Annotated in this window: 20 protein-coding genes; 15 read left to right on the top strand and 5 right to left on the bottom strand. The window is 47.6% G+C overall.

Annotation, left to right across the window (positions count from 1 at the left end; all coding sequences use genetic code 11):
• Positions 1 to 146 precede the first annotated feature (146 nt).
• The 8 genes from IEX62_RS19400 to IEX62_RS19365 all read left to right on the top strand — a co-directional run bounded on the left by IEX62_RS19400 (position 147) and on the right by IEX62_RS19365 (position 10261).
• The gene (locus IEX62_RS19400; RefSeq protein WP_188777383.1) at positions 147 to 1832 is read left to right on the top strand and encodes an ABC transporter substrate-binding protein; all 1686 of its coding nucleotides are present in this window, start codon (positions 147 to 149) and stop codon (positions 1830 to 1832) included.
• Positions 1833 to 2836: 1004 nt separating this feature from the next.
• On the top strand, positions 2837 to 4183 hold the full coding sequence (locus tag IEX62_RS19395; RefSeq protein WP_188777381.1) for a GH1 family beta-glucosidase: 1347 nt from the start codon (positions 2837 to 2839) through the stop codon (positions 4181 to 4183).
• A 183-nt stretch (positions 4184 to 4366) separates the two neighbouring features.
• Positions 4367 to 4639 carry a hypothetical protein gene (locus tag IEX62_RS19390; RefSeq protein ID WP_188777379.1) on the top strand — a complete coding sequence of 91 codons (273 nt, stop codon included), beginning with the start codon at positions 4367 to 4369 and terminating at the stop codon, positions 4637 to 4639.
• A 314-nt stretch (positions 4640 to 4953) separates the two neighbouring features.
• Positions 4954 to 5889 (top strand): cytochrome aa3 quinol oxidase subunit II, encoded by a 936-nt coding sequence (gene qoxA / locus IEX62_RS19385; protein WP_188777377.1) that lies wholly within the window; start codon positions 4954 to 4956, stop codon positions 5887 to 5889.
• A 180-nt stretch (positions 5890 to 6069) separates the two neighbouring features.
• On the top strand, positions 6070 to 8046 hold the full coding sequence (locus IEX62_RS19380) for a cbb3-type cytochrome c oxidase subunit I (RefSeq protein ID WP_188777375.1): 1977 nt from the start codon (positions 6070 to 6072) through the stop codon (positions 8044 to 8046).
• The gene (cyoC, locus tag IEX62_RS19375; protein WP_188777373.1) at positions 8046 to 8666 is read left to right on the top strand and encodes a cytochrome o ubiquinol oxidase subunit III; all 621 of its coding nucleotides are present in this window, start codon (positions 8046 to 8048) and stop codon (positions 8664 to 8666) included. The genes IEX62_RS19380 and cyoC overlap by 1 nt, the downstream gene beginning before the upstream one ends.
• Before the next feature lies 1 nt (position 8667).
• A complete protein-coding gene (cyoD, locus tag IEX62_RS19370; RefSeq protein ID WP_188777371.1) occupies positions 8668 to 9009 on the top strand; it encodes a cytochrome o ubiquinol oxidase subunit IV in 342 nt (113 codons plus the stop codon).
• Positions 9010 to 9160: 151 nt separating this feature from the next.
• Entirely contained in the window at positions 9161 to 10261 is a 1101-nt protein-coding gene (locus IEX62_RS19365) for a threonine aldolase family protein (protein WP_188777369.1), read from the top strand.
• Positions 10262 to 10623: 362 nt separating this feature from the next.
• Here the strand turns inward: IEX62_RS19365 and galU are convergent, their stop codons facing one another.
• From galU to IEX62_RS19340, 5 genes are all read right to left on the bottom strand, one after another.
• Positions 10624 to 11511: a UTP--glucose-1-phosphate uridylyltransferase GalU gene (gene galU, locus IEX62_RS19360; protein ID WP_188777367.1), complete on the bottom strand. Its 888-nt coding sequence runs from the start codon at positions 11509 to 11511 to the stop codon at positions 10624 to 10626.
• 349 nt (positions 11512 to 11860) lie between these two features.
• Positions 11861 to 12238, bottom strand: a complete 378-nt coding sequence (locus tag IEX62_RS19355; RefSeq protein WP_188777365.1) for a GtrA family protein — start codon at positions 12236 to 12238, stop codon at positions 11861 to 11863.
• Entirely contained in the window at positions 12225 to 13235 is a 1011-nt protein-coding gene (locus tag IEX62_RS19350; protein WP_188777363.1) for a glycosyltransferase family 2 protein, read from the bottom strand. The genes IEX62_RS19355 and IEX62_RS19350 overlap by 14 nt, the downstream gene beginning before the upstream one ends.
• Before the next feature lie 493 nt (positions 13236 to 13728).
• Positions 13729 to 15594 carry a sensor histidine kinase gene (locus tag IEX62_RS19345; RefSeq protein ID WP_188777361.1) on the bottom strand — a complete coding sequence of 622 codons (1866 nt, stop codon included), beginning with the start codon at positions 15592 to 15594 and terminating at the stop codon, positions 13729 to 13731.
• Positions 15591 to 16268, bottom strand: a complete 678-nt coding sequence (locus IEX62_RS19340) for a response regulator transcription factor (RefSeq protein WP_188777359.1) — start codon at positions 16266 to 16268, stop codon at positions 15591 to 15593. Before IEX62_RS19340 ends, IEX62_RS19345 begins: the two co-directional genes overlap by 4 nt.
• Positions 16269 to 16605: 337 nt before the next feature.
• On the opposite strand from IEX62_RS19340, the gene kduI reads away from it, so the two are divergent.
• The 7 genes from kduI (at position 16606) to IEX62_RS19305 (ending at position 24382) form a co-directional block, all read left to right on the top strand.
• On the top strand, positions 16606 to 17436 hold the full coding sequence (gene kduI, locus IEX62_RS19335) for a 5-dehydro-4-deoxy-D-glucuronate isomerase (protein ID WP_188777357.1): 831 nt from the start codon (positions 16606 to 16608) through the stop codon (positions 17434 to 17436).
• Between the two features lie 81 nt (positions 17437 to 17517).
• Positions 17518 to 18279: a DeoR/GlpR family DNA-binding transcription regulator gene (locus tag IEX62_RS19330; protein ID WP_188777355.1), complete on the top strand. Its 762-nt coding sequence runs from the start codon at positions 17518 to 17520 to the stop codon at positions 18277 to 18279.
• Positions 18280 to 18684: 405 nt separating this feature from the next.
• A complete protein-coding gene (gene kduD / locus IEX62_RS19325) occupies positions 18685 to 19437 on the top strand; it encodes a 2-dehydro-3-deoxy-D-gluconate 5-dehydrogenase KduD (protein WP_188777453.1) in 753 nt (250 codons plus the stop codon).
• 553 nt (positions 19438 to 19990) lie between these two features.
• Positions 19991 to 20854, top strand: coding sequence for a sugar phosphate isomerase/epimerase family protein (locus IEX62_RS19320; RefSeq protein WP_188777353.1), 864 nt, complete (start codon positions 19991 to 19993; stop codon positions 20852 to 20854).
• Between the two features lie 98 nt (positions 20855 to 20952).
• Complete coding sequence (locus IEX62_RS19315) at positions 20953 to 21768, top strand: SDR family NAD(P)-dependent oxidoreductase (protein WP_188777351.1); 816 nt, start codon at positions 20953 to 20955, stop codon at positions 21766 to 21768.
• 421 nt (positions 21769 to 22189) lie between these two features.
• On the top strand, positions 22190 to 24142 hold the full coding sequence (locus IEX62_RS19310) for a heavy metal translocating P-type ATPase (protein ID WP_229685962.1): 1953 nt from the start codon (positions 22190 to 22192) through the stop codon (positions 24140 to 24142).
• A gap of 84 nt (positions 24143 to 24226) precedes the next feature.
• A complete protein-coding gene (locus IEX62_RS19305; protein ID WP_188777345.1) occupies positions 24227 to 24382 on the top strand; it encodes a hypothetical protein in 156 nt (51 codons plus the stop codon).
• The last annotated feature ends 147 nt before the right edge of the window (positions 24383 to 24529 follow it).

The raw sequence follows: 24529 nt of genomic DNA, 5'->3' as shown, positions 1-24529 counted from the left end.
TCGGTTGGACGCATTCAGCTGAGCCGTATCCTAATCCAAGTAGGTTTGAAAAAAGTATCGTCGAATCAACAGCTATGTGGTGACGTCTATGTCGCCTTAGCATATAGAGATGGAGTGCAACCACTGAAATCAAAGGGGGCTTTTGAATGGCTGGTAAATGGTTAAAACGCATCATGATCCCATTGTCGGTTGTCTCACTTGCAACAGCAACCGCCTGCGGAGGCAGCAGTGATCCAACACAAACGGAAACATCGGACGTATCTACACCGATTACGATTTCCTTCTTCGGCTCGGATGCAAGTCCGACCTGGAACAATATGAAGGATGACGTAGGTCAAGCGATCACGAAGGCGACCAATGTGACGATTAATGCCGAGTACGATGTGAGCGGCGGTGGTACACAGAAAATCGCCTTGATGACCGCTTCCGGCGAGTATCCAGATACTATTTTCCCAAAAGGCTCCATCACCAAGCTGGTTGAAGCGGGAGCATTGATCGATCTAACGGATCTGATCAACAAATACGGTCCGAACATCAAAAAAGTATACGGTAACGATCTGTCCCGTCTCCAATACAGCAAAGACGATCCGTCTATCTACGTCATTCCAACGAATGCAGGTGTAGGCGAAGCGAAATTCGATGCTGGTGGCGGCTTCGAATTACAGCATCAGGTGATGAAGGAGCTAGGCTATCCAAAGATTAAAACGGTAAAAGACTTCGAAAACGTACTGAAAGAGTACAAAGAGAAGCATCCAACGATCAATGGACAACCAACGATTCCGCTCACATTGAACGCAGATGATTGGAAAATTATGATTACAGTAACGAACCCGGCATTCCTTGCGACAGGCGCACCGGATGATGGCGAATTCTATATTAATCCGGAAACGTATGAAGCACAGTTGCACTACAAGCGTCCAGAGGAAAAAGAATATTTCCGCTGGTTGAACCATATGTACAATGAAGGTCTGCTGGATCCAGAAACCTTTACACAGAAAAATGACCAGTATCTGTCCAAAATCGCCAGCGGTCGTGTGCTGGGTCTGATCGATCAGGATTGGGACTATCAGCAGGCTGAAAATTCGCTGAAAACATCGGGCATGTCAGAGCGCACATACGGACATTATCCATTACAGCTGGATGATTCGACGAAGGATCGCTCCTTCCAGGATATCGGCCCACCAGTTGGCTACGGCATCGGTATTACAACATCTGCCAAAGACCCGATTCGCATCATCAAGTTCCTGGACTGGATGGCTTCCGATGAAGCACAGGTGCTGAACAACTGGGGGATCGAAGGCAAGCACTATGAAGTGAAGGATGGCAAGCGTGTCATTCCAGCAGACGTTCAGGAACGCAAAATCAATGACAATACGAACTTCACTAAAGAATCCGGTATCGGCATGTACAACTTCTCGGTTCACTATGGAGATAGTGTGAAGGATTCGACAGGTAACTACTATACAACTAACTTCCCTGAGCAAATCCTGGCAAGCTACAGCCAGCCAGAAAAAGATGCGCTCAAGGCATACGGGGCAACGACATGGAAAGACCTGTTCCCAGCCAAAGACGAATTCCCGGTTAAAGCATGGGGAGCAGCCTACAACCTGCCATCCCCAGATGACCCAAGCTACAATGTAGCCTATCAAAAATCCCAGGATATCGTCCGCAAACGCATCCCAGAAGCAATTCTGGCAAAACCAGATCAATTCGACAGCATCTACGATCAAATGGTTTCTGAGCTGAGTACAGACGAAATGAAAAAGATGGAAGCAAGCTATAGCCAGCTCATCAAGGATACAGTCGAGCTGTGGGGAACGAATAAGAAATAATATTTCCCGGGAATTATTCGGGTGTGTTTGTTAGAAATGTAGTAATTGTAGTAGACAGTATGTTATGAAGGAAAAGGAGCGCTAATTGGCGTTCCTTTTCCTTTTGCTGTGTGCTTGTAAGTATGTGGTTGCCTATACATTCTCATCAAGCTCCGATATCTAAGCTTGAAGTTTTAAATATTAAAATCTAAATATGAAATCAAAGCCTCAAAAAAACAAAATCTAAAATATCATCTTCAATAGCACTCTGTATTCAATTATGCAGCAAGGAAGCTCGTAACTAAACTTCATGTCTACACTACCTATATTTCATCTAATACGAAAAGGCAAAAAATTGATTCTTACTGTGTGTATTGAGGAGCTGTATTGGTTATATTGAGAATTTACAGTAGTACGTTAGAATAGTGATTTTGATATAGAGTCAAATCAGAAGATGAATTTAGCTTTAGTTGAAAGCGAAAGTTGCTTGTGAATGAAGTAAGGGAGCATTTCAATTACATAGTAACGATGAAGTCAGAATTAATGATAGCAATAGCAATAGCAATAGCAATAGTTATAGACATTCTAAAGTATAATGCCCTCTCAATTTAGGTTTACTTTTAAATCGAGAGCGCTATTTATTACACTATGTACAGAACGGAGGTAAGGAAATAAGGGGAAAGGACGACTTACAGTGTTAGTGCTTTCCTAACACGTGGTTCAATGGAAAGTGATTTTTGCGAAGCAAAATATCTTACTGCTTTGGAGGGGCGGGAATCTTCAAGTACTCCTCATCCAAAAGATTCCCGCGGCTCCACCTGAGTCCGTCCCCTTATTCCTTGCCGGAGTGGAGCTTACTAGCTCGCACATAGCATTGCCCCTACCATATCAACTTCTTAATTTTCCGCACCCAGAAACATAAGTTACAGCCTACCGCCCCACCACAAGATAAACTATGATGTAAGCGTACACACTACTATGCCACAAAATTCACAAACTACATATTTTTCAGGAGGTACTACCACATGACTATTTTCCAATTCCCGAAGGATTTCCGCTGGGGTGCAGCTACAGCTTCATATCAGATCGAAGGCGCTTATCAGGAAGGCGGGCGTGGGCTGTCGATATGGGATACGTTTGCTCATACACCGGGCAAGGTATTTGATGGACATAATGGAAATATCGCTACGGACAGCTATCATCGGTATGAAGAGGATATTGCTCTAATGAAGGAACTCGGTATTGATACGTATCGGTTTTCGATTGCATGGCCGCGGATTATTCCAGATGGAGATGGGGAGATCAATCGGGAAGGGATTGACTTTTATCATCGTTTTGTCGATAAGCTGCTGGAGGCAGGGATTGAGCCGTTTTGTACGCTGTATCACTGGGATCTGCCGCAGGCGCTACAGGATGTAGGCGGTTGGGAGAATCGGCGCACAATTGATGCGTTTGTTAAATATGCGGAGGTCATGTTCCGTGAATTTACAGGTAAAATCAAGTTCTGGCTTACGTTCAATGAGCCGTGGTGTATTGCGTTTCTATCGAATCTGGAGGGTAAGCATGCGCCGGGGAACACCGATTTGCAAATTGCACTGAATGTGGGGCACAATCTGCTCGTTGCGCATGGACATGCGGTTAAGCTATTCCGTGAGATCAGTCCGTCAGATGGACAGATCGGCATTGCACCGAATGTGGCATGGGCGGTTCCTTACAGCAAGAGTGCAGAGGATCGCGCTGCCTGCAATCGCAATATTGAAGTGTATGCAGACTGGTTCCTTGATCCAGTGTATAAAGGAAGCTATCCGGAATCTCTGTACAACTGGTTCCAGCAAGCTGGAGCTACACCGCCTGTGCAGGAGGGCGATATGGAGATCATTCAGCAGCCGATTGATCTGATCGGAATCAATTACTATCATCCGACGGTGAATCGCTACAATCCAGAAGCAGGCTATCTGCACAGCGAGCCGATCGATATGGGGCTGTTCAAAACCGATATCGGCTGGCCGATCGATTCGGTTGGTTTATACGACGTGATCCATTACCTGCAAAAATACGGCAATATCGATATTTATATTACGGAAAACGGCGCTTGCATTAACGACGGGCCAGAAAATGGCATTGTGAATGACTCCATGCGTATTAGCTACTTACAGCAGCATATCGCTCAGGTGCATCGCGTTATCAATGATGGTATCCATTTAAAAGGATATATGGCGTGGTCGCTGATGGACAATTTTGAATGGGCAGAGGGCTACCGGATGCGCTTTGGACTGATTCATGTCGATTTCCGCACACAGGTACGTACGCCGAAGGAAAGCTTCTACTGGTATCAAAATGTTATCCGTAACAACTGGATGGAGACGCGCTAATTTCCGTACTCTTTCTATTGAAGCAGCGCGCTATAAAATATAAATGGGACGTAGCGAATCAAAAGCTTCCTTTTGTGGTAATAAGTCGTATAGTACTTCTGCCTGGTACGCCAGACCAATCGATGGAATGATTCAGGTAGACATCACAGCAATACGACTATCCGGGAAAGGGGAGTGGACTTCGTGGCTACCAAATCTAGAGGCCCGAGTGGTAATAACTCGGCACAAAACACATATGGACTGAGTAAAATGCTGACTGTAGTCGCATGGCTGTGCTGCGCGGCAGGGATTCTGCTGATCGTGCTGAATCTGCAACCATTTAACGACAACAACCTTGGACTGATGATCGGTGTAGGCTGTTTAGCTGCCTTTGCTATCATTTATTCGCTCGCCAAATGGCTTGGCTCGATGCAGGCACGCAGCGATGAAGGCAAGGATGGGATTAAGGACGATTAGGATGATCGTCTGCTAGCCGTTTGCCATTCCAATGGGGGTAAAGACAGCTAGACAGCGAGCATTTTAAAATTAAGGCTCCTTTAAGAATTATTCTTAAAGGGGCTTTTTTACGAAGTAAAAATATGTTAATCTTTAAATAATGTGAAAACATTCACTTCTGCCTGCTAATAAATTGACAGATTTGTTAACAAGCCAAAAAAAACTGAAATTTACACCTTCTATGGATACGCAAAAAGGACACTTAGTGTTAACATAGGAATGTGTGGTTTCAACATTATGAACGTCATGAGCGTTAAGTGAGAAAGGGGATCAAGATGAGCAAAAAACCAGGTTCGCGCCTTATGTTCTGGGTTGTTCTGGTTGTGACGGTGTTGTCGCTGGCTCTGACGGTTTGGGCGTTGTTTGCTGGTTCTAGCAACTATGCTGTTCTTAACCCGAAAGGACCGATTGCAGAAGGACAACGCGATGTCATTATCATTTCTACGATTCTGACAGCGATCGTTATCGTACCGACAACCATACTGACCTTTGTTATTGTATGGAGATACCGTGACAAGCCGGGCAGAAAGGCTAAGTACGATCCAGATTTCAACCACAGCAATGTGCTGGAGTCTATCTGGTGGGGTATTCCGATCGTCGTTATTGCTGTGCTCGGTATCGTGACTGTACGTTATACGTACGCACTCGAGCCTTCCGTGGCCATTAAGTCTGACAAACAGCCTGTTGTGATTCAAGCCGTTTCGATGGACTGGAAATGGGCATTTTTCTATCCGGAGGAAGGAATTGCAGCTGTGAATACACTGACTATTCCTGAAGACCGACCTATTCGCTTCGAACTGACTTCCGATGCTCCGATGAACTCCTTCTGGATTCCTCAGCTTGGTGGACAGATTTATACCATGTCTGGTATGGCGATGAACCTGTATTTGCAGGCAGATCATACAGGCAAGTACTATGGCTCCGGTGCTAACTTTAGTGGTGAGCACTTTGGTGCGATGAACTTTGATGTGAATGCAGTGACTGAATCCGATTATGAAGCATGGGTAAACAAGGTGAAAACCGAATCCCAGCCGATGACGATGGATACGTATCAGTCGCTTGCGATCCCAGGTACAGCGGACAAGCAGTATTTTTCGGCATTCCCGGAGAATTTGTTCCAACAACTGGTGACACAATATCTGCCTGGCGGTTTGTCTGAAAGTCGTCAACCGGTACACACTACGCCTGAAACACAAATGGACGGCAAGTAAATCGGTTGAGTTTCTGTCGTAGGGATGGTATGCGCCGCATACATCCACGTTGTAAGTATGAATCGAGTCGGGAGAGCTTCTCCCGACATTCGTGCTGTATTCAAATGGTATTCATGCAATGCCACCATACATGCCAGCATGATGCTGTGCATGGACCAAGAAAGTGAAAGGAGCTCAACGATGCTTGAAAATCTTAAACAGTTTGCATCCGAGTTTTTTGTTACTGGCGATCCGTTGATCTATGGTGCAGACGTATCCATTGGATTAGTAACCATTGCCATCGTTGCCGGATTGACCTATTTCAAAAAGTGGAAATGGCTCTGGCGCAACTGGTTGACTACGGTTGACCACAAAAAAATCGGTATCATGTACATTCTGGCTGCGATCATTATGATGTTCCGCGGCGGCGTCGATGCGCTCATGATGCGGACTCAGTTGGCAATTCCGAACTTTGAGTTCCTGCATCCAGAACACTATAACCAGGTATTTACGACACACGGTGTTGTTATGATCCTGTTTATGGCGATGCCATTTATGTTCGGTTTGTTTAACGTTGTTGTACCGCTACAGATCGGTGCGCGAGACGTTGCGTTCCCTTATTTGAACTCCCTCAGCTTCTGGCTGTTCTTCCTGGGCGCAATGCTGTTCAACCTGTCCTTCGTTATCGGCGGTTCGCCGGATGCGGGCTGGCTGAGCTATCCACCGCTGTCCGAGCTACAATTTAACCCTGGACCAGGACAAAACTTCTATATCTGGGGTATCCAGATTTCCGGTATTGGTTCCCTGGCAACAGGTATCAACTTCCTTGTAACGATCATCAAAATGCGTGCACCAGGCATGACAATGATGAAAATGCCGATGTTCACATGGTCGGTATTTGCAACTTGTGTAATCATCATTTTTGCATTCCCAATTTTGACAGTTACACTGGCACTGCTGTTCCTCGACCGTTTCGGAGGAGGACATTTCTTCACCCTTGACGGTGGCGGTAACCCGATGATGTATATCAACTTGATATGGATGTGGGGTCACCCAGAGGTATATATCGTTATCTTGCCGGCATTCGGTATTTTCTCCGAAGTCGTCAGCGTGTTCTCACGCAAAAAGCTGTTCGGTTACACCTCGATGGTATTTGCGATGATGATCATCGCGTTCGTCTCCTTCTTCACATGGGCTCACCACTTCTTCACAATGGGCTCCGGTGCGGACGTTAACGCCTTCTTCGCATTGTCCACGATGTTGATTGCAATCCCGACAGGGGTTAAAATCTTCAACTGGCTGTTTACGATGTATCGCGGACGAATTCGCTTCGATCTGCCGATGCTATGGACAGTAGCGTTTATTCCGGCGTTTATCGTCGGTGGTATGACAGGGGTTCTGCTCGCGGTTGCGCCTGCTGACTTCCAGTACCATAACAGTTACTTCCTGATTGCCCACTTCCACCAGGTTCTGATCGGTGGGGTTGTGTTCGGTTACTTTGCCGGCATGTACTACTGGTGGCCAAAAATGTTCGGCTTCAAGCTGAACGAAACGCTGGGTAGATGGTCATTCTGGTTCTGGAACATCGGTTTCTACGTATGTTTCATGCCACAATACCTGCTCGGTCTGATGGGTATGACTCGTCGTGTAAGTACATTTGACTGGGATACAGGCTGGGGCCCACTGAACGTCGTTTCGACGGTTGGTGCGTACCTGATGGGTATTGCCTTCATTCTGCAAGCCGTTCAAATTGCGTACAGCTTCAAATATCGTGAAAAAGATACAACTGGCGACATGTGGGATGCTCATACGCTTGAGTGGACAATCCCGTCCCCAGCTCCAGAATACAACTTTGCCATTACTCCGGTAGTGGACAGCAGAGATCCATTATGGGTCGACAAGCAGCGTCGTGCTGCGGGTAAGCTTCCTCAAAAGGATGCCAAACCAAAATACGAACCAATTCATATGCCTAGCAACTCGGGTATCCCGATTGTATTTTCTACTTTCTTCTTCATTGCGGGCTTTGGCTTCACCTTCCACTGGGTGTGGATGGGAGTTCTTGGACTCGCCGGCGTACTTGCGTGTCTGGCTGCCCGTTCGATGAATGATGACGAGGGCTTCTACATCCCAGCCGAGGAAGTAGAAAAGACTGAGGCTTCATTAAGGGGGACACTTTAATGGCACAAGCCGTATCACAGCACGGTCATGATCATGCACATGGTCATGATCACGGTCACCATGATCCGCAAGAGCTGAAAATGCTTGGCTTCTGGATCTTCCTGATCACGGACGTTGTCCTGTTCGGTACGCTGTTTGCCACGTATGTTGTCCTGCACAACAACACGGCAGGTGGACCAACAGCTCACGAAATTTTCGAAATGCCGGGTGTTATCGCGGAGACATTCATCCTGCTTACATCCAGCTTCACAAGCGGTCTGGCTGTACTGGCAATGAATGCAGGTAAAGTTAAACAGCTGATCAGCTGGTTGGTCGTAACCTGGATTCTCGGTGCATCCTTTATTTTCCTTGAGGTTGATGAGTTTATCAAAATGGTACACGAAGGCTTTAACTACGGTACCAGCGCATTCGCAACCTCGTTCTTCACACTGGTTGGTACGCACGGACTTCACGTATCGATGGGTCTGGGCTGGATGCTGCTGATTATGATTCAGCTAGCACGCAAAGGCATTACCGACGTAACACGCGGTAAAGTCAATGTTATCAGCTTGTACTGGCACTTTTTGGACGCCGTCTGGATTTTCCTCCTGTCGGTCGTCTACCTGATGGGGGTGATGTAAGATGGCGAACCATTCCGATCATTCCCATGGTCATGACGAAGCTCATGCACATGGCTCGCTGAAGTCCTACATCGTCGGTTTTATCCTGTCGATCGTATTGACCATTATTCCACTGGTTGTTGTTCTGAACCACATGCTGTCCCAGCTGCCAACCATCCTTATTATTATGGTTACAGCGGTTCTGCAATTCGTCGTGCAGTTGTTCTTCTTCATGCACGTACGTGAGCGTCAGGGTAACCAACCTCGTTGGAACGTAATGGCACTGATCTTCGGTCTGGCAATTGTACTGGTCGTTGTATCCGGCTCGATCTGGATCATGACGTACAATGGCGTAGGCTACTAAGTTATCCATTGTAGCTATACTAGCTGCATAACGAAGCCCTTCCGGGTTAACCGGAAGGGCTTTTTTTGTATGGATACACATCCAGATAGAGTCAGAAGACATTTTCGCATATAATATAACCACAACGCGCACAGAATAGGAGTGAACAGCAATGGATGAGCATACATATACACCTACGTTAGAAGAAGCTTTTGTGAAGGCCGCTTTTCGAGTCAGTGGTAATGGCCCTCGTAATATTAATGTGTTGAAGGAAGCACTTGAGCACGTCGAGGGTACGACAGGTAGTGATCATTATGGTAATGGTGAATTAATCGAGCAGTTCCAGCAGCAAATGGCTGATGTGCTGGGTAAGCCAGCGGCGGTATTTTTCCCAAGCGGAACGATGGCACAGCAGATTGCCCTTCGCATCTGGTGTGATCAGAAAGACGTCAAGCGTGTCGCGTATCATCCGCTATCTCATCTGGAGCTACATGAGCAGGATGCGTTAAAAGAGCTACATCATATCGAAGCCGTACTGATAGGGGATAAGAACCGTGTCACCCGGCTGGAGGATGTAACGAGTATTACGGAAGATGTCGCCTGCGTGCTGCTAGAGCTACCGCAGCGTGAGATTGGAGGACAGCTACCACCCTATGAAGAGCTAGAAGCGATCGCGGACTATTGCCGCCAGCAAGGGATTCGATTGCATCTGGACGGTGCGCGCTTATTTGAGATTACTCCCTATTATGGCAAAACAGCCGCAGAAATATGCAGCCTGTTCGATACGGTCTATATTTCCTTTTATAAAGGCATCGGCGGTATTGCTGGAGCGATTCTAGCTGGCGATGGAGATGTAATGCAGGAAGCGAAGGTGTGGAAGCACCGACACGGCGGTAATCTGATCAGCTTATACCCGTATATTGTAAGCTCCAAATACTATTATGAGCAGCGTATTGGGAAAATGAGCGAGTATTACGAACAGGCTAAAGAGCTCGCTAGCTTGCTCAATGCCTGCTCTTATATTCATACCTTACCCGAAGTGCCTGTATCGAATATGTTCCATGTTCATATCGACTGTCCTATTGAAACGACTCGGCAGGTGTTCAAGGACTTAGCACTACAACATAATATTGGACTCACTTCCTATGTAGTCGATCAGCAGGGAAGCTGTAGCTTTGAATGCACCATCGGTGATAAATACGCACTGGTTCCGCAAGAGCAATTGCGTACAGCGATGAAATGGCTGGATGGTGAGCTTGCGAAGAGAGCGTAAGGAGACGAGGAAGGAAAGATTCTAATGCCACGTCAAGGTACTCGTGTAAGGAGGGTATTCAGCGAGAAGGGCTGTACCAGGATTACGAATACCATGATACGATCAATATGAGCATTCTGTCACGTGAATTCCAGCAAAGGCAGAAGCGAGATTAAGGTAGATGCTATATAACTAGTGCTAGACGAAGTCATCTAAATCATCAACCCAGCATCGACTGTGCTGGCATGATTTGGCGTAACCCTATCAGTGTAACCAAAAAAGCCTGTACTCGTTAAAGTGCAGGCTTTTTGCATTCTATTTTTCAGCTGCCATTCCCTATAGAAATGCATAATGTGGAATGATGTGGATAAGAAAATCGTTATTTATTTTACAGCTGCACGCGAGCGATTATACAGCTCCTCCACATACTTCTCAATCTCCCCACGTAGCTCCGGACGATTCAATGCAAATTCAATCGTCGACTTTACATAACCGAGTGGATCGCCGATATCATAGCGCTTGCCCTGAATTTCCAGTGCAGCGAGATGTGGCAAGCGCGAGAGTGCATCGGTTAATTGAATCTCGCCACCTTTGCCAGGCAATGTATCTTCCAAAATATCGAAAATCTCTGCTGGCAGCACATAACGACCGATGACTGCGAGATTGGATGGAGCATCGGCAATGTCCGGTTTTTCGACGATCCCGCTCAGTTGGATCAGTGCATGCGGATCATTGGGCATGCTGGCTGGTGCAACGATGCCGTATTTGTTCGTTTCTTCATGAGGCACATGCTGCACGCCAATGATAGCGGTAGAAGGCGAACCATGTTGATTAATGAGCTGCTTCAATCCGGGCTGCTGCTCGTTCACGATCAGATCATCGCCGAGCAGTACAGCGAAAGGCTCATTACCGACAAATTGACGGGCACATAAAACAGCATGTCCCAGACCGAGCGGCTTTTTCTGACGAATATAATGAATGTCCGCCATCTCGGAAATATGATTAACCTGCTCAAGCAACGTCGTTTTGCCCTTGGCAGCAAGCTCCAGCTCCAGTTCAACCGAATGGTCAAAATGATCCTCAATCGAGCGTTTGCCTCGACCGGTCACGATCAGGATCGATTCAATCCCACTGGCAACCGCTTCTTCGATAATATACTGGATCGCAGGCTTGTCGACGATCGGAAGCATTTCCTTCGGCTGGGCTTTGGTAGCGGGCAATAGTCTGGTGCCAAGACCAGCAGCCGGAATAATCGCTTTACGTACTTTCATGGCAAATGCCTCCTTGTTTGGCAGTGTAACAGTGTAATAGAGGATAAAAGAATAACTTAACGTGAGTATAGCAGTAAAACATAATCGTGAGTATAGCATTGAAAGGAAATAGTGGATCAAAAGGTGTAAATGGAGCTAGAGTGGCTTGCACACGATATACGAGTTTGCACCTATGTTCTAAATGATAGTAAATCAAGTGAGCTAACATGAAGTAGCATCAAATGACTATATAGCGATGAATAATGTTAAGCGACTGTATAAACCTTATCCAGCTTCATGCGATTCCATAGTATGCCATTGTTCTTCAGCATGCTGCTGTTCTCCATCGATTTCTTAGTCTGTAGAACACTCAGCGAAACACCCATAGCTTACTAAAGCCAAAGTTAATCCCGAGCCCTAGCACGGTCACGCATAGCTTGGCGATCCAGACTGGAATGGTAGCAGGAATTAAGGTGATAACAAAGCTTGTGATGAGCGCGACTGACAGATTCACCAGCAGAAAGCGTATCAGCTCAGCACCGTCCCAGCCCTTTCCACGCGCAAATGTCCATTTGCGATTCCAGTAATAGCTGTTCGCGGTTCCGGCACTATAGCCGATAATTTGAGCTGCTGCAACACCGGTCAGGTGCTGTAGCAGCATGAAGACGATAAAATCAATCGCCGTATTGGACACACCGACAGCAGCAAAACGAAACGCCTGACTTCCAAACAGCTTAGAAACCAACATATCGCTGCTCTTGCACCATTTGACGTTGCTCACCACGGACGGACTGCTCGTTTAGCGGTTGCTGCTGCATTGCAGCGAAATTTCGTTTTTCCTGCACCAGATAGAGTGGACGACCCTTCACCTCGTCATAAATACGACCGACATACTCGCCCAGTACACCGAGGATAATCAGCATAATCCCGTTGAGGAACAGAACGCAGGCAAGGATGGATGCCCAGCCTGGTGTAGTGTTGAAGTTAAGTAGCTTTTGCCCTACAACCCAGATCAGGAAGACAAAGCTGAACAGAGAGACAAAGCTGCCCAGTACACTCGCCAGACGTAGCGGCTTGAGCGAGAAGGCGATCAGTGCATCGGAAGCGAAGCGCAGCATCTTTTTAAGTGGATACTTGGTTTCACCAGCGAAGCGTTCCTCACGCACATACGAGATGGACGTTTGACGGAAGCCAACCCAGCTTACCAGCCCACGTACAAAGCGATTGCTTTCCTTGAGGCTCTTCATCGCTTCACACACCTTGCGGTCGATCAAACGGAAGTCGCCGGTATCGAGTGGAATATCGATATCACTCAGCTTGTTCAGTGTCCGGTAGAACAGGGAGGCTGACCATTTCTTAAAGCCTGTCTCGCCCTTGCGCTCAGCACGAGTCGCGTAGACTACATCGTAGCCTTCGTTCCATTTCTCAATCATTTGCAAAATCAGCTCTGGCGGGTCTTGCAGATCGGCATCAATCACGACAATCGCTTCGCCAGAGGCGTTGTCCATACCTGCCGTAATGGCAATCTGATGCCCAAAGTTACGGGAGAAATCGATCATTTTCACCGATTGGTCGCTGCTGCATAGCTGGCTAACGATAGATGCCGTTCGATCGCGACTACCATCATTTACAAAGATCAATTCATAGGTTTCGCCAGTTTGCTGCATCACTTCGGTCAGACGACGGTAACATTCCAGTACAACCTCTTCTTCATTGTAAACCGGAACAATAATAGAATATTTCATCGGTGAGCCCTCCTTTGGGAATATACAAGCACATGAATGTCAGAGGTACAGTTACGATCATGAATGCTGCATGAATCGTATTGCATCATGCATGAATACAAATGTGCCTCTGCAAACCATAAGATCAGCTGTCTTCATCGGCTATAACTTGATGTACAAAATATAACAACGCAATATGAACAGCAAATGAACGCTAGCTTAAACGAAACTGAAGATTGTTTTAAAATGATATAAAAAGGCGAATAGCCCGCTGAAAAAAGGAGCTATTCGCCTTGAAAAAGAGCATTTATATTATATATTCATCATAATAAATAACATGTTAATGACATATTAAACGAACACTAAATTTGAATATTGATTCAAATAAATGAATATAAATACTAGATAATAAGCGTGTTGTTATACATTCATCCTATTCTACATACGATTCACACTATATTTTCCGAATCTACTGCCAGATCCACTGCCGAAACCACATCTATACCTATCCTGATTATTGCGAGGCTGCCTTTTTAGTGATTTTAACAGCCGCACTCACAGCTGCCGCTGGACGTGGTAAATATACCGTCATCGTCGTTCCCTGTCCTGCCTGACTATGCGCTTCAATGCGCCCGCCATGCAGCATCAAAATCTTCTGTACAATCGACAGACCAAGACCATTGCCGCCTACGGCTGAAGTACGTGAGCTATCTGCCTTGTAGAACCGCTCGAAAATATGCTCCACATGCTCTGCATCAATGCCGCAGCCGGTATCCTGCACACTGGCTTTGATCCAGTTCTTATCCTCCGTTAGCGTAATATAGATATTACCGTTTTCCGGGGTAAACTTGATCGCATTGGATAGCAGATTCATCCATACCTGGGTAAGCAGGTCTTCATCGCCGTCGACTTCAATTTTGTTAAGATCGGCGGACAGCTCGATCTGCTTGTTCATCCACATCGGGCCGCAGGATACGACCGCCATTCGAATTTGCTCATCCAGACGGAAATGCTGCTTGTTCAGCTTCACCACATCGAGCGAGGCGAGCCGTAGTAGATTACTGCTAAGCTTGGATAATCGTTCACTTTCCTGCTCAATAATTTTCAAATGCTTGAGCTGCTCACTGCTGGCGGTATCCTTGAGCGCTACTGCGAAGCCGCGAATGGAGGTAAGTGGAGTTTGAATTTCATGCGAGACGTTGGAGACAAATTCCTGTCGCATCGCTTCAATTTTGGATAGTCTTGTCGTCATCTGGTTGAAATTTTCCCCAAGCTGTCCGATCTCATCCTTACGCTTGAGATTCACACGTACATCATAATCGCCTTTGGCTACGCGGCGTGTAGCATCGGATAGCTTGGCGATTGGACGGGCAATCAGGCGCGCTGCGAATAGGAACAGCAGCACCCCGGTGATCAGCATGACGAAGAGGACAAGGAACATCCATTTATTAAACTGATTCACAAAATGACCAGCTGCTGGACGAGCAAACAGGGCATAATGCACGCCATTACGTTCAAATGGAACACCTACATAGCGAGGCTCACGTTCCTCATCACTGCCTTCCAGTGACAAATTGAGTGAAGGAATATTCGGATCATTCAGGCTATCGCCTTCCTTGGGATGATACGTCTGACCACTCAGTACCAGCTGCTGCACAGACTCTGGAATAACCCATTTATCGGTATCCTTTGGTGCTGGCGGCGGTACAGGTGGCTTTTTTGGTTCTGTCGCTGCATTGGTAGACGAGCTGTTTTTGAGATGAGGAGGAACCGGCTTGGCTGGCTTGCTGCTTGTTTCCGATTCCTCTGTACTTGTATTGGTGGACTCTTTGCTCGTTGTACTTGACGTTGATTTACTGTGATTTGTGCTTTTACCGCTGTCGCTAGACGATGTGGCAGAGTTAGAGCCATCTTTAGAATCATCTGTTGTTGAGCTTTGTTGGTTGGTATTGCTGCTAGACGTGCTATCATCGTTGCTAGAGCTAGAGCTAGAGCTAGAGCTAGAGCTAGAGCTAGAGCTAGATGTGGAACTGGAGCTATCGCTAGATGAGGATGAGTCATTCCCCAGTGGAAGTGGTGGAGGAGAGATACCGAGCGGGCCGCCCGGGCCATTGCCCTCGGAGCGATACTCGGTTCCATCCTCCCCGATCACGACGAGCTGTGTCTGTCCACCCTGACTATCCAGATACTTTTGCATCATATTTTCAGGGATCGACGCTTGAATCTCTGCCATCGCTTCAGCATCACTCAGAATACGATCCTGTACAAAATTCACCTGCTGCCGCTGAAATACCCAATCAGACATAAGCAACGTAATCAGAAAGCTGGCTGCGACGACGATAATGAACGTCACAACGAGCTGGCTGTATATATTTTTCAATCCATTTTCACCTCAATCCGGTAGCCAATGCCGCGGATCGTCTGAATGAGAAAGCCATTTTCCTCGGAAAAACGATCCCGTAGCCGCTTAATATGCACATCTACTGTTCGCTCATCCCCATCGTAATCATGTCCCCATATTTTCTCGATCAATTGATCGCGTGTGAAGATCTGTCCGGGGAATCCGGCAAGGGTATAAAATAACTCAAATTCCTTTGCTGGCAGCGGTTGTAGTGCGCCGTTCACCTCAGCCTCCTTGGTCGCGGCATCCAGACGCACATTGCCAATCGTCAGCGATTCGCCTGCGAAAATACGGTAACGACGCAGCAGTGCCTTCACACGCATGACCAGCTCCTCTGGCACAAATGGCTTGACCAGATAGTCATCCGTGCCCAGTCGGAAGCCTTTGATCTTATCCTCTGACTCACCTTTGGCAGTGACGAGCAGAATTGGCACATCCCCATAATAGCGGCGAATATCCATACACAATTGCCAGCCATCCATATGCGGCATCATCACATCGAGAATGATCAGATCCCATTTGCCATCGCCCAGCATATCAAACGCTTCCTGCCCATCATGCGCGCGATGCACGCTATATCCTTCCCGTGTGAGATACACATGTATTAATTCCAAAATGGATGCATCATCATCAGCAACCAGTATTCGTACCATAGTGTTACGCTCCTTTGTTATCGGTATTTATACATATCGGAGAAAGACAAGCAATCTTAAAGTATCCCTATACCATATCGTTACCCAGTCCCTTCATCGTCTCTACAAAAACACAACAATTATGGAGAAAATAGAGATGACTACAGGCTGAGGTATAGCTGATTCTACCTGCAATAAGCAAGGCTTTTGTCTATCCTACCATAACAATATGTATAGAATATGAATAGAAGCTTAGGAATATAGGTGCGATTTCATTTAACCCTTTTCAAAACGAACAAAATGAACTAATATAAACGTATATGAACTAAATTAAAACCGAAATGAAAGGATGAATAGCATGGAAAACCGTTATGTGTCCCACCCGAATGATGTAAGAACGTTTGATACCGCACGTCTGCGTGAGGAGTTTCTGATCGAGAATCTGTTTGCAACGGACGAACTCGTAACCGTTTACAGTCATGTGGATCGTTATATCGTAGGTTCCGCTGTTCCAGCCTCTAAGGAGATTAAGCTGGAAGTGAATCTGAAGGATATCGGGACAGACTTTTTCTTAGAGCGCCGCGAGATCGGTATTATCAATATTGGTGCAACCGGTACGGTAACCGCAGATGGCGAGAAGTACGAGATCGGTGCTTTTGAATGTCTGTATGTATCGCTCGGCACGAAGGAAGTTAGCTTTGCCAGCCATGATGGGGAACCTGCTAAATTCTATTTCGTATCGACACCTGCTCACAAAGCATACCCAACGACCAAAGCCACGCGCGAGGACGCAACTCCAAGTCATCTGGGCGATATTAAGACATCCAATGAGCGCACGATTTATAAATATATCCATCAGGGCGGCATCAAGAGCTGTCAGCTGGTGATGGGCATTACCGAGCTGGAGCCGGGCAATATGTGGAATACGATGCCGTGTCATACCCATAACCGTCGCTCCGAAGTATACCTGTACTTCAACATGCCAGAGGACAGCGTCGTGTTCCACTTTATGGGCGAGCCACAGGAAACGAAGCATCTGGTTGTACGTGATGGACAGGTTGCCATTTCCCCAAGCTGGTCGATCCATAGCGGCGTGGGCACAAGCAATTATACATTCTGCTGGGCGATGGCTGGTGAGAACCAGACGTTCGATGATATGGACGCCGTGGCTATGAAGGATTTAAAATAAACCCAAAAACACCATTCCAGCCCCATCACCGGTAGACAACATATACCGGAGCGATGACTGGAAGGGACGGGGGTTCGTCGGATGAGTGCACTGAAGCGTCATGAACGCATTATGGAAATATTAATCGCCAGTCAGGAAATTACGGTTGGTGAATTAAGCGATACACTTCATGTTACAGGCAAAACGATCCGTGAGGATCTTGCCAAATTAGAAGAAATGGGATTACTCGTACGTGTACATGGCGGCGCGGTACTGGCGCAAAATGATCAGTACGGCATTTTATCCGGTCAGGGCACCAATACGAAGCATATGCCGGAAAAGAGCGAAATCGCTGAGCGAGCACTCCATTATATTCAGCCTGGCGACATTATCGCACTGGATGGCGGCAGCACGACGCTAGAAATTGCTCGTCGTCTGCCCTCCATGCCACTCACAGTAGTAACGAACGATCTGTTCATTTTGAGCGAGCTGGCGAGAAAAGAGCAGGTTCGACTCGTCGTACCGGGTGGGGAACGCAATCGCAACATGCTCGTTAGCAGTCAGGCGATTGAATATGTGCGTGGACTGAATATTCACAAGGCATTCGTATCGTCGACCGCACTGCATCCCGAGTTTGGCCTGTCTATTTATACAGGTGATCTGGTGCCATTCAAAAAGGCACTGGTCGATACCGCACAAAAGGTATACGGCGTAATCGATCATCAGAAGTTTGGACAGTTCGCACTGTGGACCTTTGCGACCTGCTCTGAGCTGGATATGATCATTACCGATAGTGGTCTGTCCAGCGAGCAGGCCAAGCATTTTCAGCAAGCAGGTATTCCACTGGATCAGGCAGGCGCATAACTGGCGAGCCATACAGGGTATTCGTTAATGACGTTCCAATGAATAAATACGTGTTAACTATGTAGCATCTTTTGCGAAGGCTGTTATGCTTGAGCGTATGAGCGTATGAGCGTATGAGCGTATGAGCGTATGAGCGTATGAGCGTATGAGCGTATGAGCGTATGAGCGTATGAGCGTATGAGCGTATGGAGTGAAGTGCTGCAAGTACGATTAGTGTTAAACGTACTGGACGCCGATCTACTGTGCCACAAACTCATAAGCTCGATCAGTATCTACGAAGTTCAGGATGGGAAATTTCCTATCCTGTGCAAGTCCAATCAAAAAACAGACAGCACAGCCAGAATTCACTGGCTGTTGCCTGTCTATGATCGTATAGCCACTATGATGCAGGGAGTTGAACAGGGCATGAACGCATTTGATCTGAGCGGAAAAGTAGCACTTGTTACCGGAACAAGCGGTGGATTAGGACAGGGAATGGCGCTTGGTCTGGCAGAGGCAGGCGCCGATGTCATCTGTGTATCGTATTCTAAAAGTGAGGATACAGTCAGCAAAATTCAAGCGCTGGGACGTGAAGCCATCTCGATTCAGGCTGACCTGAGCCAGCATGATGGCCTGGAAGCGGTCGTAACCGAAGCACTTGCCTTCAAGGGACAAATTGATATTCTTGTAAACAATGCGGGTATTATCCGCCGCACACCAGCAGCAGAGCATTCGTGGAAGGATTTTGCGGATGTGCTGGATCTGAATCTGGAAACCGTATTTTATCTATCCCAGCTCGTTGGTCGTCATATGATCGAGCGCGGCAGCGGTAAAATTATCAGCGTCGCATCCATGCTGTCTTATCAGGGCGGCATCAATGTACCTGGCTATACGGCAAGTAAGCACGGCGTAGCCGGCATTACCAAAGCACTCGCCAATGAATGGGCATCTAAAGGCATCCAGGTCAATGCGATTGCGCCGGGCTATATGCTAACAGACAACACTGCCCCAATCGTAGCCGACCAGGCACGCTTCGATTCCATCACCGAGCGCATCCCAGCCGCACGCTGGGGCACAGCCGAGGACATGCAAGGCCCAGTCGTCTTCCTCGCTTCCGACGCATCCAACTACCTAAACGGCCACGTCCTATGCGTAGACGGCGGCTGGATGGCACGTTAATCAATTAAGACTACATCTATACCTGTATCCAGGTCTATATAATGAAATGTTCGTGTACGAACGCATTCATACTAAAATGACCAAACATCATGTAAAACGACCCACAGTATCTACCAACAAGCCTCAACCTATAAAACACGTTAAATCACATCAACGCATATCAAGGATTTTAATAACAATGCCTAAATCAAATATAAAGTGCAATGTACATCGTGCATTGCACTTTATTTATAAACGAACGTTAAACCTGCTCTAAGCGGTATATGAAAACTCGTATACATGTGAGCCGCACAGAACGGAGGGAAGGAAATAAGGGAAAGGACGATTTACAGTGTTAGCGATCTCCTAACACGAGGTTCAATAAAAAGTGATTTTTGCGAAGCAAAATATCTTACAGCTTTGGAGGGGCGGGAATCTTCATTCTTTCCTCATCCAAAAGATTCCCGCGGCTCCACTGAGTCCGTCCCCTTATTCCTTCCCGGAGTGGTGTCCGCCCATAACGTATAAGTTTGCATATACCTCACAACCATCTAATTGAAAACGAGGTGCACTAATGAAACAATCCGTACTTTCTCATATCTATGGCAAACAACCCGTCGCTGATCTGGCTGCACGCGTAGCCGCTGGCGGCTTCACCGGCGTTCAGCTAGCACTCGCCAAAGCCATTTCTGATATCGACACACGTAATGGCAGACTTAGTCCCGGCATGGGCAATTATATCGCCGAGCAATTTGATCGTCAGGGCGTACGTATTGCCGTGCTGGGCTGCTATATCAATCCCGTGCATCCTGATCGTGAAGCGCGTAAGCAGGAGATTGCTCGATTTAAGGAGCATTTGCGGTATGCTCGTGATTTTGGCTGTAGTATGGTAGCAACGGAGACCGGCTCGCTGGATACGTATCAGCATTCCGACCCGGAGCATTATAGGGAAAAAGGCTGGAACACACTCCGCGATACCGTAGCCGAGCTAGCCGAGGAAGCGGATAAATGGGGCGTGCATATGGCGATTGAGCCAGTTGCGGTTCACACCGTGCATAACGCTGAGGCGATGGTACGGCTAATGGAGGAGGTGCCTTCATCAGCAATCGGGATGCTCTTTGATCCGTGTAATATGATGAAGCCAGAATATGTAGCCGATCAGCAGGGCTTTTTGCGAAATGTATTTGAGCTACTGGCTGATCGTATCATTCTCATTCATGCCAAGGATATTCAGATGGCAGCCGATGGTTCCAAGGTGGAATGCATAGCAGGCACAGGTATGCTCGATTATCCAACCTTTTTCGAGCTGCTTCAGCAGTACAAGCCTCATATCGATATCTCGCTTGAGGGCGTAGTAAGCGAGCAATTGCCAGAGGCTTCCCTGTATATGCGCCAGATCTGGCAGCAGACTGAGCAGCGTTTGAGACAGGGCTCATAAAAGTTTGCGTCATCTTGCATACAAAGGATGTATCATTCGCATTGACGGGTAATGATGCCCATACCATTTCTATGAAAAGTGAAAGGGGCATTCCGATCATGGGCAATGTACTACAAGAGCATCGCAAGGTTGCGCTCGTTACAGGTGCAGGCATTGGAATCGGCAGAGGGATCGCCAGCGTGCTTGCTCAGAAGGGCTATCGGTTGGCAATCAGCTATAAATCGGACAGCGAAGAGCTGGAGCAGGTTGTGGAGGAATTAACCCATACTTATGGCGCTGCACCGTTCGTTATCCAGAGCGATCTGACCCAGCCTGGAGAGGTCGAGCGAACCGTGCGCGAAACGGTAGAGCATTTTGACCGTATCGATCTGCTTGTGAACAATGCAGGTGGAAGCACGCGTAAGCCGCTGCTAGAGCTGGAGGAAGAAGATATCAACTGGATGCTGGAGCTTAATTATCGTGCACCGATGCTAGCAGCGAAGTATGCAGCGCAGGCGATGATCGAGCGCAAGATGCCCGGTAATATCGTGCATATTACGTCTTCGCGCGGTGAGCGTGCGTATCCAGATGATAGCATCTATGGAGGAATGAAAGCGGCTCTGATCCGTTCTACTGGCTCGCTTGCGCTGGAGCTTGCACCACATGGCATACGTGTTAATTGCGTTGCACCCGGTGCTACCGTGAATCGACTGGATCGGAATGCCCTGACTGAACCACTTGGCAAAAAGATTCCGCTCGGACGGATGGGTACACCTCGCGATATCGGCGAAGCGGTAGCATGGTTAGCATCGGATGAAGCTTCCTATATTACAGGCATTAATCTGCGTGTCGATGGAGGACTTATTTTACCGGGAATGCCAGAGGATGTGTCCGAGGAAGCGGGTTACGGCTGGGGACGAGTAGATAAGCCCTAGTGCGGCGCGAGCGCTACCTATAGGCAACGAATCCTCTCCATCCAATGATAAAGGTAAACCATCTTCATCAAAATAAAGATACAGCACCTTCCACCTACAAACAATGTCTAAAAAAGACGAGTTTGTGGGCAGAAGGTGCTTTACTTTTATAGAGCGAACAATTATAATCTAATCAAAAGTTGGTCTAGGTAAAAATAATTGTAGCGAGTCAAAAATGAATATCATTCTCAATACCAATCATGCTGCTTTGGGGCTACCCGAAGCAGCATGAGCTGTTTTAAGGGCATTAATAATGTGAGTCATTCTCAATTAGTGTTGGCAATCTCCTCATACGGATTGCAATGAAAAGGGAATTTTACGCAGCAACCTATCTTATTTAGCGTATAGCGAAAGGAACGTGAATCGAATGAAACCAATCAAAATGATGCCAGCTCTGCCTACAGCTCGTCAGGGACGTAATCCATTTTCGCCCGGAGGCAAAGGACGTCAAAATCTCAAAGCATTCATCCAAAATCGTGAAATGCAGGCAGCACTCGGCAGTGGGGCATTGATGCTGCTCGCCTGGCTGCTATCCTCCACAGAAGGCCCGGGCATCCTATCGGTAGTATTGTACATTCTTGCCTATGGAATCGGCGGCTGGCAGAAGGCGCGTGAGGGTGTAGAGACACTCATTCATGAGCGTGATCTGGATGTGAATCTGCTGATGATTGCCGCTGCGATGGGTGCAGCCGCGATCGGGTACTGGAATGAGGGCGCGATGCTGATCTTTATTTTCGCATTGAGCGGAGCGCTGGAGAGCTATACGAATGAGCGTAGTGGCAAGGATATTTCAGCATTGCTGTCACTCAAGCCGGAGACCGCCCTGCGCATGCGTGACGGCAAAGTCGAGCATGTCGCGATTGAACAGCTTCGCGTAGGTGATCTGGTGATGGTGAAGCCAGGCGAGCTGATTCCAGCGGATGGTACGGTTGTACGTGGTCAATCGGCAGTCAATCAGGCATCGATTACAGGAGAGTCGCTGCCTGTCTCCAAGTCGTCCGGTGATGAAGTATTTACAGGTACGATCAATGGCGAGGGTGCGTTATATATCGAGGTTACCCAATCCGCAGAAGGTACGGTATTTGCCAAAATTATTAAAATGGTCGAATCTGCACAAACCGAAGTGCCTGCCTCCCAGCGTTTTATCAAACGATTCGAGTCCCTATATGCGCGCATCGTCGTTGTGGTAACGGTGCTGCTGATTGCACTACTGCCTCTGTTGCCGGGCTGGAGCTGGGGAGATAGCTTTTATAAAGCGATGGTCTTTCTTGTGGTCGCTTCGCCGTGTGCGCTGGTGTCTTCGATCATGCCGGTTATGCTGTCAGCGATCTCCAATCGCGCTCGTCATGGCGTGTTATTCAAAAGCGGTGTCCATGTGGAAAATATGAGCATGACCGCTGTGGTTGCCTTTGATAAAACAGGAACGTTAACACTTGGCGAGCCGGTGGTGACCGATTGGCTGATGACCGATGCAGCAGAAGCAGGCGAGCAGGAGCAGTTGCTGGCGATTGCAGCCGGGCTTGAAGCGATATCGGGACATCCACTTGCACGCGCGATTGTGCAATATAGCACTGAGCGTGGCATTCAGCCATACGAGCTGGAGCAGGTGAAAGCGATCACCGGCTGGGGGATCGCCGGAGAATGGAACGGTCATCAATGGAAAATAGGTCGAGCCGATCTGCTCGATCAGCCCGCTGCGGATATAGAGTGGGTACGTCGCCGCGCCGAGCTGGAAGCCGAAGGCAAGACCGTTTCGCTGATGCTACGAGACGAGCAGATGGTGGCATTGATCGCCATTCGTGATGAGCTACGTCCACAGGCGCAGGAGGCTGTTCATCAGCTTCAGCAGCTTGGTATTCAGGTAGCGATGCTAACCGGAGATCGTCCAGCCGTAGCGGAAGCGATCGGACATGCCGCAGGAGTCGATCATATCTATGCAGGTCTGCTGCCAGAGGATAAGGTCGCACGTATTCAGGAGCTGCGAGAACGGTACGGTCATGTGGTGATGGTAGGCGATGGAGTGAACGATGCCCCTGCACTCGCCGCGGCTACTGTTGGGCTAGGGATGGGCATGAAGGGTAGTGGTGCCGCACTGGAAGTGGCAGATGTGGTGCTGATGAATGATGGCATTGAACAGATTGCAGCTACGATTCGTCTGGCACGCCGCGCACGAAGCATCGTGCGTCAGAATATGATCTTTGCACTGAGCGTCATTACGCTGCTCATTATCGGTAACTTTGCGGATAATCTCGCTTTGCCACTCGGTGTAGTAGGACATGAAGGGAGTACGATTCTGGTCATTTTGAATGGTTTACGTTTATTGCGTGCGCGCTGATGCACCAGGCTTATGATTACAGAGGCAGGATAGGCGAATGAGCTTTTACAGGCTTGTATAGATGAAGAAAATGATTAGACTTGCTTGGCTAAACGAGCTGGAATCGATGAATTGCTAGCGTTAACCCGAGATGCGTCTACTGTAAACGATATGGTGGGCGCATTTTCATGTTATCGCCGCAGTCGTGAAATAGCGATTCGGCGTTTCATCAAAATTTCATTTGACTATCTGTACAATTAGAAGCATACTATAAATAGTTTCAAAGCGAATTAATTGTATGCAATATAATTTATAATATTTGATATGTGTGCATCAGGTTCATACGATCTAGCACACCGCTATATAAATGATTCAAGCATTTTACTTATTCCTGTACGTATTCAAACG

Origin of the sequence: Paenibacillus hunanensis (assembly GCF_014645615.1) — a bacterium.
In the GTDB taxonomy this organism is placed as follows: Bacteria; Bacillota; Bacilli; order Paenibacillales; family Paenibacillaceae; genus Saccharibacillus; species Saccharibacillus hunanensis.
Note: the sequence above shows the minus strand (reverse complement) of the source record. Positions and strands in the feature narration are given on the sequence as shown.